The sequence below is a fragment of the Spirosoma endophyticum genome (genome assembly GCF_900112365.1).
GTDB lineage: Bacteria > Bacteroidota > Bacteroidia > Cytophagales > Spirosomataceae > Spirosoma > Spirosoma endophyticum.
The window spans coordinates 21,845-35,027 of the sequence record NZ_FOLQ01000030.1 but is presented as its reverse complement, the minus strand read 5'-3'; the positions used below and the strand labels follow the sequence as shown (position 1 = coordinate 35,027).

Genomic DNA, 13,183 nt, shown 5'->3' with positions numbered 1-13,183 from the left:
GTTAAGCCGCATGGGCACGTGGCGGAATTAATAAGGGTTTGATAATGTGGTCCAGCTTACTGGAAAACATGCGGTAGGCATCGGACACTTCTTCCAGCGGTAGCCGGTGGGTAATGATTTCCTTGGGATTGATTCGGCCGCTCATGATGTGATCAATCAGCTTGGGCAGCAGCCGTTTCACCGAGGCCTGGTTGGCCCGTAGGGTAATCCCTTTGTTCATCAGACTGCCAATGGGTGCCAGGTTCCAGGGAGGACCGTATACGCCAATGATGGAAACAATGCCGCCTTTTTTAACGGAGTTAATCGCCCAGTGCAGGGCCGTGGCACTGCCGGCTTGCAGGAGTAGGCCTTTGCCGGTAAGGTCTTGCAAGGCACTGCCTGAAGCATCGCAGCCCACCGCATCAATACAAACGTCAGCGCCAAAGTAATCGGTGGCTTTTTTTACGAACAACACCGGGTCTTTCATGTCCCGGTAGTTGTAAGCCTCGGCAAAGGAAAACTTGCGGGCAAACTCCAGGCGATATTCTACGTGGTCAATCACAATGACGCGGGTAGCCCCGAAAAACCAGGCAAAGCGGGCTGCCATCAGACCGACCGGCCCGGCCCCAAACACCACCACGGTATCGCCTTTTTGGATGCCGCCCTGCTCGGCCGCCTGATAGCCAGTGGGCACCACGTCGGTCAGCAGGACGGCGTTTTCCAGGTCCATTCCTTTGGGAATTTTGGTGGGGCTCACATCGGCGTACGGTACCCGAACGTATTCGGCCTGTCCGCCATCATAGCCACCGCCTGTGTGCGCATAGCCAAAAAAGCCGCCGACGGCTGTGGCTTGCGGATTTGACTCATTGCAGTTGCCGTAGAGTTCCTGCTTGCAATGCGGACAGGTGCCGCAGGCAACGTTAAACGGCACGAGTACGTGGTCACCCACGTTCAGTTTTTGCACGCCTGAGCCTACCTCTTCGATTATGCCGGTAAACTCATGGCCAAAGGTCATGCCCACCCGGGTATCGGGCACACGACCGTGATACAGGTGCAGGTCTGAGCCGCAAACCAGAGATCGGGTGACCCGGACAATGGCATCATAGGGATGCTTGATTTCCGGCTCGGGCTTGTTACGGTCTAGCCTGATTTGGCGGGGACCGCGAAAATTCATTGCTAACATACTACCTGTCGTTAAACGTGATTGAGCTGGTTTACTGAGTACTACAAGCTGTCAGGCCGCATGGGGGTTACCCTAAGAGCTGGTAATGGAACCGTTTCGTTTCCATCAGCCGCCATGCCCTGCTGGCTACCTACCAGAAACGTAGGTCGAGGAGGAGCAACATCAAATGACTCATATTTCCACTACAAGCACCCAGGCTCCTGAAGTGAAGCTTCTGGGTTATCAAAAGGGCGTGTTGGTGGTATGGGGTAAGCCCATCCACACGATCCGTATGCGATCTCCCTTCCGACTGAGCAACAACTGCCCATCGTGTACCTGATTCACAGATACTTCCTGTCTCGTAAGACAAGCTCCTTCACTTGGTGGCCGGCAGCCGACGGGTTGGGTTTCGGTCGACTGCGCATTGTGGCTCTGATAGCGGCCGCTATCAGCATCGTCTGGAACGTAGTGGCGACTCCTTTTGGCAATTTGCTTCACGTGGGATCCACCCACCTCTGTCGAGTCGCCGACTTGCCTGGAACAACTTTTGTTTAATGAGAAAGTTAAAACTGAACTGAAAAAATGAGGGTACGGACTCATCTAAAAGAATGGACCCTGCCGTTGGTCTACCTGGAGTAGTCTGGTCACCGGTTAGTAAGAACTACAGCCAACGAATGACTGCTAGGCAAATAGCAGCCTTTCCCAGCCTAGTCTCCTCCGTCAATGTAGCTGATGTGGGTCCGGACTATCAGCAGGGAGCAAGCGTTTATAGGGTCAAGCCCCAGCCATTACCCGTTCGTTAACTAAGGCTAACGCAAAGCCTGCTTTAGGGCTGGAAGAAACAGGAAGGGATATCCCTACGTGGTTTGAAGGCCACCTCAACGGGACGGCAGTGGTGGCCTTCAAACCTGCTCCTGAATGGACAGCCGTATTCGAAACAGCGTGCCTACGCCTGGCCTGCTGTCGATTTCCAGACTAGCCCGTAACAGTTCACACAAGCCCTTGACGATGGATAAGCCCACGCCTTCCCCCTGGTGGGCAAACCCGGAGTGGGATGAAAGGGCGGCAGCCGCTGGCTGAGTATCGGCAAAATCAACGGCCGCGGTGGTTTCAGGGGAGTCCCCTCCCCAGTGGGGGCGTGAACCCGCCCGAGTAGCGGTGGGCAAGCCCGGTCCTGAATCCTGCACGCTGACCGTCCAGCGAGACTCATTCTCTCGACTCCAGCTAACCGATACCCAGCCCGTAGGCGTATGCTTAAGGGCGTTGAGCACCAAGTTCTGAATAATGCGCTGAAGCTGAAGGGGATCACACTCGACCGGCAAGCTGGTCGGCCCGTCCGCTTTGAGTAAAAGTCCCCGCTCGGTGGCCAGCGGCTGGTAACTCGCTACGAGACTGGTCAACAACTGACCCGCATCCAGGGGCTGAAGGTGCAGGGCTTCCTGGCCGGCTTCTAAGCGGGCCAGGTCCATCAACTGGGTAACCAGCGAGCGGCAGGTAGTCAGGTTTCGCAGCAACATGTCCAGCATCTGTTTACGCTCCTGTTGGGAGTCGATCACCAGTTCCAGTAGAGAAGCAGCTCCCTGAATGGCCCCAAAGCTACCCCGCAGGTCATGGGAGGAATGGCGCAGGATCTCCAGGCGTTGCTGGCTGAGGGCCTGAAGTTCCGCCAGGGCTTTTTCCAGTACGTTGACCCGGCTGACTGCCGCCGTGCGTTGTAAGTCGGTAAACTGGCTCACACTGCCGGTGTTGATCTGATTGGCAAACGCAAAGATGTGTTCATAGGCCCGCGTAATCATTGGGCAATCGGTTGAGGGGTAAAGTTGCCAGAAGGCCCCCAGTTCGGCCAGCATACTCTGGCCTAAATAGTGCATTTCGGCCAACAATTCGGAAAGTACATAGCCCTTATGCCAGCGCAGCAGGCCATGCTCCGCGGCCAAGCGGTCCACCTGGGCTTCTTCATCCTGATGCTGCAACTGCTGCTGGAGCACATTGAGCATGAACGGAACTTTGTTGGCAAACTCGTCGGGGCTCAAGCGGTTGACGCTTCTCAAGCCCGGATCGGTCTCACAAGCAGTTCGCCAGTTGGCTAGCAGGGACTCGCGCCGGGCGGCCAGAAAGGAAGCGAGTTGGCTTAGTGGAGCCGACTCTGAGTGGGTAGGGACTATCATGATTGAACAGGAAAGATCCCTACATCCGGCAGGAGCGGTTCGTCCGGAGGAAGTGATCCCAACTGGGCAACCAGGCGACAGGAACGTATACAAAAACCGTCATTCGCTCGACATAACACGTGTTTAAGCGAGTTGTTTAAAAAAAAATGTTTTCTTATCGTAAGGCCCTTGTCTACTTCAGGGTACCAGCGACCCACTAGGCGGCCCAATGATTCCCCTTTCCCCACATTCGGTATGGCCTCATTCGGAGAGGATCTTCAATCGGCTCTAGCTTGACCAAACCGGACGAGTAAATTGCCCGCTCACGGATACATTCAAGGTCCGGTTAGTTGGGGAAGCTGATGGTTGGGAGAAGCTATACTGTCCCTATTTCTCTACTGCGCTTGGCGTCTCAACTGGTTACAGGCCAGAACGGAACCGTGTCTCATGCAATGGCAGCCGATAAGTTTGTAAACCAATTGACTGGTTATTCATGCAATTAACCCATACAGTACTGGCCATGAAGTAGTTTTTGATGGAAGAGGAAATGTACAATTTCGAAAGATCACAAGTTGCTGATAATTATATAAACTCAATCAGCTACCACTACAAAGAAGTGCGTTTGAAAATCGTTCACGAAAACCCTTGACCAAGTGAACGCCAGCATAAATTCAGTAAGATAGAATAACCCAGGTTTTGAAGGCCATAATTCGTCCACGAAAAGGTCGTCTTTTATGGAAGGTCACTATAAAAAGTGCAACATCTTGAAAGGGTATGGGTATAGCATACTTAATTCTATTTAATGGTAAAATACAATTCAAGGACAAACTTAGATTGGCTATTGGCCCATAATTAGCACCTCTGCTCACCTATGATGAACGTAACCAGAAAAACAAAATGCCTTTCAGGCGTCCAATAACTATTAAGTAATAGGAGCGAATTGTGAGACAGTGATTTTTTAATATCTGTCCAACGCCATTAGTAGCATACGGCGTCAATCGTCCTGTTGCTTAGCGTCAACACCTTTGCTCAAGTAGATGAAATCAAAGCTTAAAAGATCAAGAGCGTACCGCCTTTCTCAAGGCTGACTTAGCGGTCTTTTTCTCGACAGCTTATACGCTACTGTAAAATTCTTGCCTAGTTGTCAGGCAAGGGGTACTTACATATAGCTACTTGGTTCATCAGCCCATTAGGGCTTATAAAACTGAAAATGATAGTTGTTCAAATACTTCAAGGTTTGTAAAAAATGCATCCGCTCCACCTCGTCCAAATCGGCCAGTACGCTGCTTTGAAGATGAGCCAATTGTTCGTACACTTGATGAACAATACCCAGGCCCTTGTCCGTTAAAGACAGCCGTTTGGCCCGCCCGTCGCGTTCATCGGGGGTCTCCTGAATCAAGCCGTGTTTAAGCAATCGGCGCAGAATATCAACCCCAGTGGTAAACTCGGTCGCATTGGCAATGCACACTTCCTTCTTGGTGGGCATGTTCATCTGGGCAATTAATGACAGAAACAGAAATTCGTCGGCACTAGCGAAACCATGCTCCACCATAATGGGCTTGGCATAGGATTTGGCGTACCGATTCAGCCGACCAACAAAAAAAGAGGTCAAAAAATCATCATCCCCGAAGGCTTCCGACAGCCGCTGACCTGACTTGAGCACGGGTTCAGAATCGGGTAAGGGGGGCGTTTGCCGCAAAGGGTCAAGGTGATGAAGCAACCAGCCAGCAAATTCCCGCAGACTGCCCTGGGGATGGTCTTCGGTAAAACGTTCCCATGCCGTCAGGACAGGAATCGCCGATGTATAGGCCATAAATTACTATATTTTCGTACTAATAGAACTTAAACAAATACGATATAGTTCTTTTGATGCGTAGCTAGATCAGTAAACAAGTTGCCAAGCTAGCTAAGTAAAGGTACGTTTTGGTTTTGATTGATACTCGTTTCATAGTTATGACAACTCCCAAATCCAAGAAGGTGCTCATCTCAGGAGCTAGTATTGCGGGTCCTACGCTGGCTTTTTGGCTGGCTAAATACGGATTTATGGTCACCGTCGTTGAACGGGCTCCAGGGTTACGCCTGGGTGGTCAGAACATTGACGTCAACGGCCCAGCCAAGCATATTGCCCGAAAAATGGGCATCGAAGAAGCTATCCGGGCAGCCAATACGGGGGAGTTGGGACTTCAGCTCATCGGTCAGGATAATCAGGTGGCCGCGGCCTTTCCGAAAGAGGGGGCTATGAGTGGTACCCAGGAATTAGAAATTATCCGGGGCGATCTGGTGAGCATCCTCTACGAGCGCACCAAACAAAACGTAACCTATTGGTTTGGGGATTCGATTACGGCTTTAGAGCAGCAGCCCGACCAGGTGAGGGTCACCTTCGCCAGTGGGAAGACAGATACGTTCCAGTTCGTCATAGCCGCCGATGGCATCCGTTCGCGTACCCGCCGATTGATGTTTGGCCAGGAGCCCATCTTCGAATACCTGGGCCTCTATACGGCTTACCTGACAATTCCCCGGCAGGAAACCGACAACGACTGGTGGCGCTGGTATACTGCTGTAGACCGCCGAATCGTGATGCTGCGCCCTGATAATCAGGGTACCATACGGGCGTCAGTGGCTTTTCTGGCCGCTGAGCAAGCCTATGACAACTTCTCATCCGCCGATCAAAAACAACTGCTTAAGGATACCTTAGCGGGGGCGGGATGGGAAACCGAGCGGATTGTCAACGCCTTGGATGAAGTCTCCGACGTTTATTTTGACAAGGTGGGGCAGATTAAAGCCCCCCGCTGGTTTATCGGCCGCGTGGGCATGATTGGAGATGCCGCTTACTGTCCCACGCCCCTAACGGGAAAAGGCACGACCCTGGCCATGGTGGGGGCGTACCTGCTGGCTGGTGAGCTGGCCAGCCAGCAAGACTATCAGGCGGCCTTTATGGCCTATGAAAAGCGCATGCGTCCCTACGTGGAGGAAGTCCAGAAATTGCCGCCCGGCGTACCCTGGTTAGTGTATCCCCGGACGCCGTTGGGCGTCTCGCTGCTCAACACCGTGGCGGGTATTGTCGCCAGCAAGCCCGTTCAGGGGGTGTTTGGCCTGTTCACATCAGCTAAATCGAAGAAAGAAAGTCAGGACGACGGGATTGTACTACCTGACTACCGGGAGTCGTCCTCATTAATTTAAACCCCCTGAATACTATAGAAACCATAAAAAGGCTCGGTCTAGACGATCGGGCCTTTCTGATGGGGGTCAATGGCTATTTTGGTGAATTGTGCGCTATTTCCGGGAATACGAGAGGTAGTGCAATAGCAAAAGCCCAAGCTGGGGTTCATACTTAAGGAAGCATAATCGTCTCACTTGGGAGCGTTAAAAGGGACATCTCGTTTTTATACCTGTCCAACGTCATCCGGCGCATACGTAAGGGACTTTCGCTCAGAGCTAATCAGTAAGGTAATATCATATCAGAACCGACCAACACAACATCCTTTTTCAGCTGGATAGCGGCTTACCTTTGCTCCACATCGTAGCTACTTCTTAGCCTACTTCAAAACATTACTATCATGAAAGCAGATCACTGTGGGTTTCAGGTCAAAGGGATGGATGAAGCCATTACGTTTTATACTGAGAAGTTAGGCTTCCATCTGGATCACCGAGCTGTCAACCAAGAAGAGCGGGAAGAATATGCGTTTTTATCGCTGAGCACCGCCCGCTTAGAGCTTATCCAAGATTTAACCAATGAGTATATCATTCCAGCGGTCAAAAAACCCTTCTGTCCTCATTATTGTCTGGAAGTCAGTGATATGTCAGCCGCCTTGGCAGATTTAAAGGCCAAGGGCATTCCTATTGTAAAAGGACCACTGCTGATCGAGAATGAGGAAACTTGGGTTTATTTCACTGATCCCGATAATAACATACTAGAGTACATTCAGTGGTTTAATAAGAAGTAAGCTAATTGAAATAAGCTGGAAGGTGGGATTTTGCATATATACAGAATGTTAATTGGTTCTTACTACTTAAAAAGCATTAGTATAAGGTCTGTTCATGGACTTATTTATAGGTATAAACAAGGCTTATTGAGTGATTAGATGATGCAGATCATACACAACTTCACCAAGTAGGCGAATGTCTTAAACTATCAGCCTATTCAGCCGTTCATAGTACGTTGAGGAACGCAGTGCTAAGGAGACCTATTGATCAATACATATGAGCCTGAATTATGTCCGGCGTGGGTCCGGGAAACCCCTGTTACTGCTCCATGGCCTGGGGAGTTCCCTGAAGGCCTGGGATCTCATCCTGGATGAGTTGGCCGCCCAGCGGGATGTGATCGCGCTGGATTTACCCGGTTTCGGTCAATCACCCGCTCTACTTGGAGAAGTATCCATTCCCACCCTGGCCGATGCGGTAACCGACTTTTTAACCCAGCACCAACTGCTGGGCATCGATGCGGTAGGCAATTCGATGGGAGCCCGGTTGGTGCTTGAACTCGCCCGGCGGGGCCAAGTGGTGGGAGCCGCAATATCTCTGGACCCGGGTGGGTTCTGGCAAGGCTGGCAGGTGGCTTATTTTTACCAGTCGGTTCGGCTATCGGCTCAATTATCCAGCCTCATCCAACCGATCTTACCACCCCTGGTGAGCAATCCGGTGAGCCGAACGCTGTTGTTCGCGCAATTTTCGGCTCATCCCTGGACGATCCCGGCTGGAGTAGCCCTCAATGAATTTCGGGAGTTTTTGCCCACCCCCAGCTTTACCAAGCTGCTGGATAGTCTGGCTCATGGTCCCCCGCAGCAGGGGGCACCCATTGGCTCCATCCCCAACCTGGTCATTGGCTGGGGTCGTCAGGACCGGATTTGTCCGCCCAGTCAGGCGAAACGAGCCTTGGCGTTGTTTCCTGACGCACAGCTTCACTGGTTTTCGAATTGCGGCCACGTGCCACAACTGGATGCGCCGGCTGAAACGGTGGCGCTGATTCTGGCCGTAACGGAGGGGCGCTATGAACCTCAAACCCCAGACTCTACCTCGGTAAAAGAGTCTGAAGTTACCGGAAACGTCTTTATTAGTGTGGGTGTTGGGATGCTGTTGGTAGGGCTATTTCTAACCTTTGGCCTGAAAAGAAAAAGTCACATTTGATCAAGAAGGCATCTTTGATGTCTGCTACGATTTAGGGGCTAGTGCTGTAAAACTAGCTAAAGTCATAGTCTAAATGTACTATTTTTGAGCCTTTAAGTCTGAAGTACAAATTATTTACTACTTCTCGAAAAAATACAATTTACAGGTATGGCGATTTCGTTCACGAAAAGGCTTGGCCAAATGGACGCTTGTCATAACTCAGGGATACAGTTAGTGTATATCGTCAACCGAAAGTGGACAAATAGGGCTGAAAAGAGAAGAGACGCTTTTACACACTTTATAGTTTCTGAAAAATATGACTTTTCTGCAGTTGGGCCATCCTTAGCCCCGGGTCGCCGGTGCGATTAGGAAATCGTCTCTTTCCATTTTTACCCCTTTTATCCACTTTCATTTGACGACGTAAAGGCCGCAAGGGTGTACCGGCCGTTGCGGCCCTGTGACTAAAAGAAGTCTACAATTCGTAACTCATTGAGTATAAAGTGAATTACTGAGTTGCAAAAAACAACCGTTCAGTAACATTATTTTGTTGACCTAACGAGCGTATTTAATATTGTGTCAACCAAACACGAACCTGCCTCACTCATGATCAAACAACTTTATTTACTCGCCATCAGTAGTCTACTCGCTACAGCCAGCATGGCCCAATGTCAGGAACTGAGGAGAATTGCCAATCCCTTTACCGACAAGACGGTCGTTATGACGACGAGTGTAGAGCAGCAGTCTATTGAACCCGTTCAGTACGAACGCATTGACGAAAAAGGGCAGACTCAATACCTTCTACATTTATACACCGAAACAGGCTCGTTTCTATCCCCGAAAGGCGCTACGGTCGTCTTCAAAGACGGAGCCAAAATTCAATGGACGGATGCGGTGGTTAAATCCTTTTTTCAAAAGGGTCATTATGTCAGCCGCAGTATTATTGAGCTGCCAGAGGACCTAGTGGAACAGTTTCAAGAAAAAGAAATTGCTTTCATTAAATTATCGCTGAATGAGCAGTGGCTTACTTTCTCTCAATCGCAACGAGCTAAAAACATCCTTACCTGTGTGCTCTTTTCGGATGTGATTGCCATTAAATCAGATGCGGTGATTAGTCAGTAATGAGGTGTTTCGACTGTCCGAAAGGCGAGCTATGCCTAATATAAACTTTCTATCTTTAACTGGACACGAACTTTAGATCGTTTACTGTAAAAGGCTGTAAGCTCCTCCTTGGTACTGTACCATTTTAATGGTGGAGGTTTTACAGTTCAATTCAGCTCCATTTATTGCTTTAGTGCAAATAGCGATTCAACCACTTCCGTTCACGAAAACACTTCGCAGATTGAAAGAATTTGCTCATGATTCGGCAGCATTAGGTATTTAGGGTAAAAACGTATCGACAATCATGTCAGTCAGTTGATGGCTGGTCCAACCGGCCCACAAACTTTTAGCCTTTAGTACAGCCCATGCCATCAACCCAGCCCCCAACGCAATCGCTACACTCTTTTCGGTTAACCCGTGGGCCAGTCCGAACACAACCGAAGTCCACACGACGGCTGTTAGTCTATTCCAATATTTGATGCAACAAGCTAATAGCAAGCCTCGACACATTATTTCTTCGTACAGATTGGTAACACAATTGATTCCGTAACGATAAACGTCGACGGTAGGATTGAATTTTTGTCCCGTTGAAACAACAATCAGTAAGGGAATTGCCGCTAGTATTAGTCCTACCATAAGTCCATATTTTAACGAAGGTAAAGTATACGCAGTCGTCCCACTCCATTGATCACTGTAATCCATTTTTAGCAGATACTTGCCAATAAACAGGAGGGCAAGTGCTAAGGGAAGTAGTCCTAAAAGTCCATTTCCGTAATCATAAAACAGTACATGATTTAGTTTATCACTGAAGCCCAACAATGGGATTACAAATTGACGAGTAACTTGAATACCATACAATCCTGCGAAGATGAAACTGCTTAAACAAAATGGAATGTAAAATTTGTCATTCAGTAGCCGCATCCTACTGCCTATAAACCCCAGTAGAGCTAAGAGTAAGAAGCAAATAGATGCGATTAAATAGGCATTCATAGGGTTAATTTTTTCTAATTTGGTAAAACTACGGTATGCAAGCCCAAATAAGGCAAGCAGGTAGATTTCACGGTAAGATACAAACCTAAAGGGGAATAAATGCAGCAGATTGGTGAGTTCGTCTGTATCACATAGAGGATAACTTTTCATCAAGTGAGTAGTGACAGGAAAGTAGTTAGTTTAGTGCTGGGCCCGACTTAGGAAGCAGATACATGAATATTCTTTTGTCTCAGCTAGGAGCCATTTTTGAGACTATGTCAGCACACGAGAACACCCGAAATTTGAGCAGAGTCGCTAGCATAAAACCATTTAACGGGAAGCAAAACCAACCAATAGACGCCTGGCTGGGTCTTATGGGTAAAGATCATTCGTATGAAGTGGCTTCTTTTACTTAGCTCCTTGATTGGATCAGTGACCGGTTGTCAGCAGGTGCAACAACCGGAGAAACCGGCAACGGTTATCGACCTAACCCTGCCTGGTCCAACAGTATACTGTAATTGCTGTGCAGGCTATCGAATCCAAGTTGATGCTGACTATTATTACACCAACGCCATTCCAGCCGCTTACGACAAACCAAACACGCCCATTTGGATTCGGTACCAAGCCGATACTGGCCCTTGTCAAGGGAAAGCGGGGTGAATAGAAATCATCTCTATGCGCAGTCGATAAAAGCAGCGTTTTGAGAGATTCACATCTACCTTGTTCTACTATAAACCAAACAATAGCTACTTAGAACAAGATAGACAACGTCAGGCATCTCTACAGGAAGAACTATTGATCTAGTCGCTGTACATCACGCTAGGCAAAGGTTGATTGGCGATTGACAATGAGCCACTTACCATTTCGCTTCACGTAATCATCTTTATAATGCACACCCATTTTGGTTTTCATCTTTTGGCCATTTTGGTCACCAATCAATGTCACTTCACAATAGGATATGCCTGAAGCTTTATCGCTAGTAATGGTCACCGTCTGTTGCCCATTGATATGATAAACTACGTCAAACAAGGCCAAAAAATTGGCAAAAGCCTTGCCGATTTGTTTACGGCCTACCAGTGCTTCGTGAGACTGCTCGCTAAACTGTGTCAAGCCTGAGGGTGAATAGAAGGGAAAAGAAAAATCCTTATTTTCACTATCATGACGGACACAACTAACGACTTCGATTTCGAGTCCTTCAAGCAAGCGGCCATCAAGGGCCTCTACGAAGGTAAACCCCTGACAGGAGAAAACGGCCTGTTTGCTCCCTTACTCAAGCACTTCCTAGAATCAGCCTTGGAAGGGGAAATGGATGGACACTTAGTTCAGACCCGGCAGACCGAACAAAACCGCCGAAACGGCAAGGCCACCAAAACCGTCAAATCCAGCGCTGGGCTGTTGGATTTGACTACGCCCCGCGACCGATCCGGCAGTTATCAACCTCAAATCGTTCCCAAACGACAAGTGGTGCTCACGCCCCAGTTAGAGCAGAAAGTCCTATCGCTCTACAGTGTGGGCAACAGTTATGCCGATATTTCACAGCATCTCCAGGAAATGTACGGTTATTCGCTCTCCGACAGCGAGTTGACGGCCATCACCGACAAGGTCATTCCCGCTATGCGGGAGTGGCAAAACCGGCCTTTAGAAAGCTTGTATGTATTGGTTTGGCTCGACGGCATTTATTACAAAGTTCGTCACGAAGGTAAAGTTGTCACTCGGGTTTTATACAGCGTAATTGGGCTAACCTTGTCGGGCAAGAAACAGATCTTGGGTATCTACACGGCCGAAAGCGAATCGGCCAAGTTCTGGCTATCCGTGCTGACCGATTTAAAACAACGGGGGGTGGACGACTTGCTGATCACCTGCGTGGATGGATTGAAAGGCTTCGATACGGCCATCAACACAGTTTTCCCGGCCACCACGGTTCAGCTCTGTATTGTCCATCAGTTGCGCAACTCTTTCCGCTTCGTGCCTGACAAGTTGTTGAAAGACTTTGCCAAAGATCTTAAGACGGTTTACCAAGCTCCTAACCGAGAGCAAGGCATGGAGAATCTGTTGTTAGTACAGGAAAAGTGGGGATCGGCTTATCCTAAAGCGGTGCAACCCTGGTTAGAAAAGTGGGAACTGTTGTCGCCCTTTTTCGACTATCCAGCCCCCATTCGCAAGGTGATGTACACGACTAATACGGTCGAAGGCTACCACCGGCAGTTGCGTAAAGTGACGAAAACCAAAGGTGCTTTTAGTTCGGATGTGGGGTTGCAAAAGTTGGTCTATTTAACGATCCAAAACCTACAAATCAGATGGGAGACGACAACGTATAACTGGGAAGAACTGATTAATCAGTTCAGTATTATCTTTGACGAACGCATTAAACTACATCGCTTCGATTAAACCCTGCTGACACAGTTCAGCGAGCACTCCCGTGCCGACACGGCCTGACCATTGTTCACCGTTTCCACTTTGGCCTCTTCGGTAAATAGGAGCAATTGATTCGCTATATCTTTTCGATCAGCTAGGATCGAAAATTCATCCACTAAGGCTTTTAGAGCTATTCGGTCTTCAATTTCCTGAAGTCTTTCTTCACCCGATCGTTGGCCGGCCGTTTTTTGAGCTTGTGCCCTGGTAAAAAGGCTTGACAGTATAATCGCTAAAACGTACGTTTTCATTGGATCAGAAGTTGGTCAGTCGATTTCAGGGGCAAAATTCTGACATCTTCAAGTAGCTATTG

Annotated in this window: 13 protein-coding genes; 6 read left to right on the top strand and 7 right to left on the bottom strand. The window is 49.0% G+C overall.

All coding sequences use genetic code 11. The annotated features are described in order from the left end of the window. Position 1 precedes the first annotated feature (1 nt). The 4 genes from BM202_RS32750 to BM202_RS32740 all read right to left on the bottom strand — a co-directional run bounded on the left by BM202_RS32750 (position 2) and on the right by BM202_RS32740 (position 5,101). Positions 2-1,162 (bottom strand): zinc-dependent alcohol dehydrogenase, encoded by a 1,161-nt coding sequence (locus BM202_RS32750; RefSeq protein WP_093834208.1) that lies wholly within the window; start codon positions 1,160-1,162, stop codon positions 2-4. 222 nt (positions 1,163-1,384) lie between these two features. Continuing rightward, a complete protein-coding gene (locus BM202_RS36890) occupies positions 1,385-1,654 on the bottom strand; it encodes a hypothetical protein (protein WP_218160643.1) in 270 nt (89 codons plus the stop codon). Between the two features lie 389 nt (positions 1,655-2,043). Continuing rightward, entirely contained in the window at positions 2,044-3,309 is a 1,266-nt protein-coding gene (locus tag BM202_RS32745) for a sensor histidine kinase (protein WP_093834206.1), read from the bottom strand. A 1,168-nt stretch (positions 3,310-4,477) separates the two neighbouring features. Further along, positions 4,478-5,101 (bottom strand): MarR family winged helix-turn-helix transcriptional regulator, encoded by a 624-nt coding sequence (locus BM202_RS32740; protein ID WP_093834204.1) that lies wholly within the window; start codon positions 5,099-5,101, stop codon positions 4,478-4,480. 140 nt (positions 5,102-5,241) lie between these two features. Here BM202_RS32740 and BM202_RS32735 point away from each other — a divergent pair, with 140 nt between their 5' ends. From BM202_RS32735 to BM202_RS32720, 4 genes are all read left to right on the top strand, one after another. Next, entirely contained in the window at positions 5,242-6,468 is a 1,227-nt protein-coding gene (locus tag BM202_RS32735) for an FAD-dependent monooxygenase (RefSeq protein ID WP_093834202.1), read from the top strand. A gap of 377 nt (positions 6,469-6,845) precedes the next feature. Beyond that, the gene (locus tag BM202_RS32730) at positions 6,846-7,232 is read left to right on the top strand and encodes a VOC family protein (protein WP_093834200.1); all 387 of its coding nucleotides are present in this window, start codon (positions 6,846-6,848) and stop codon (positions 7,230-7,232) included. 256 nt (positions 7,233-7,488) lie between these two features. Then, complete coding sequence (locus BM202_RS32725; RefSeq protein ID WP_093834198.1) at positions 7,489-8,412, top strand: alpha/beta fold hydrolase; 924 nt, start codon at positions 7,489-7,491, stop codon at positions 8,410-8,412. 582 nt (positions 8,413-8,994) lie between these two features. Then, a complete protein-coding gene (locus BM202_RS32720; protein ID WP_093834196.1) occupies positions 8,995-9,510 on the top strand; it encodes a hypothetical protein in 516 nt (171 codons plus the stop codon). Positions 9,511-9,768: 258 nt separating this feature from the next. On the opposite strand, the gene BM202_RS32715 is transcribed toward BM202_RS32720, so the two are convergent. Continuing rightward, positions 9,769-10,629 carry a CPBP family intramembrane glutamic endopeptidase gene (locus BM202_RS32715; RefSeq protein WP_093834194.1) on the bottom strand — a complete coding sequence of 287 codons (861 nt, stop codon included), beginning with the start codon at positions 10,627-10,629 and terminating at the stop codon, positions 9,769-9,771. Positions 10,630-10,851: 222 nt separating this feature from the next. Here BM202_RS32715 and BM202_RS32710 point away from each other — a divergent pair, with 222 nt between their 5' ends. After that, positions 10,852-11,118 (top strand): hypothetical protein, encoded by a 267-nt coding sequence (locus BM202_RS32710; RefSeq protein ID WP_093834192.1) that lies wholly within the window; start codon positions 10,852-10,854, stop codon positions 11,116-11,118. A 159-nt stretch (positions 11,119-11,277) separates the two neighbouring features. Here the strand turns inward: BM202_RS32710 and BM202_RS32705 are convergent, their stop codons facing one another. Then, positions 11,278-11,568 (bottom strand): nuclear transport factor 2 family protein, encoded by a 291-nt coding sequence (locus BM202_RS32705; protein WP_245776899.1) that lies wholly within the window; start codon positions 11,566-11,568, stop codon positions 11,278-11,280. A gap of 48 nt (positions 11,569-11,616) precedes the next feature. On the opposite strand from BM202_RS32705, the gene BM202_RS32700 reads away from it, so the two are divergent. Then, positions 11,617-12,846, top strand: a complete 1,230-nt coding sequence (locus tag BM202_RS32700; protein WP_093834188.1) for an IS256 family transposase — start codon at positions 11,617-11,619, stop codon at positions 12,844-12,846. Here BM202_RS32700 and BM202_RS32695 read toward each other — a convergent pair. Continuing rightward, positions 12,843-13,121 carry a nuclear transport factor 2 family protein gene (locus BM202_RS32695; RefSeq protein ID WP_245776898.1) on the bottom strand — a complete coding sequence of 93 codons (279 nt, stop codon included), beginning with the start codon at positions 13,119-13,121 and terminating at the stop codon, positions 12,843-12,845. The two genes, BM202_RS32700 and BM202_RS32695, sit on opposite strands and share 4 nt — an antisense overlap. Positions 13,122-13,183: the final 62 nt, after the last annotated feature.